Below are 371 nucleotides of genomic sequence, written 5' to 3' on the forward strand. Positions count from 1 at the left end.
GCCCGGAGCGGGCGGGGCGGCCGGGTCCGGGGTGCGGGCGGTGTCAGACACGGGCCGGCTCCTTTGTGCCGAAGAGGCCTGCCGGGCGCAGGAGCAGGACCGCCACCATCACGAGGTACGGCGCGAGGTCGCCGATGCCCCGGCCCAGGAAGGTCAGATCGCTCTGGTAGCCGGTCGCCAGGGATTCCGTGACACCGACGACCAGGCCTCCGACCAGCGCGCCGGTCGTCGAGTCCAGGCCGCCGAGGATCGCCGCGGGAAAGGCCTTGAGCGCGGAGAGCGAGGTGGCCCGCTCCAGACCGGGGGTCGGGAAGACCGTGAGGAAGAGCGCGGCCACCGCCGCCAGCGCGCCCGCCACCGCCCAGGCCGAG

At 75.2% G+C, this 371-nt stretch carries 1 protein-coding gene; it reads right to left on the minus strand.

From position 1 onward, the window contains the following. Positions 1–43: 43 nt before the first annotated feature. On the minus strand, positions 44–371 hold a 328-nt coding region (locus J0695_RS38900; RefSeq protein WP_443727047.1), incomplete at its 5' end, for an ABC transporter permease subunit.

Origin of the sequence: Streptomyces beijiangensis (genome assembly GCF_017315755.1) — a bacterium.
Classification (GTDB): Bacteria; Actinomycetota; Actinomycetes; order Streptomycetales; family Streptomycetaceae; genus Streptomyces; species Streptomyces beijiangensis.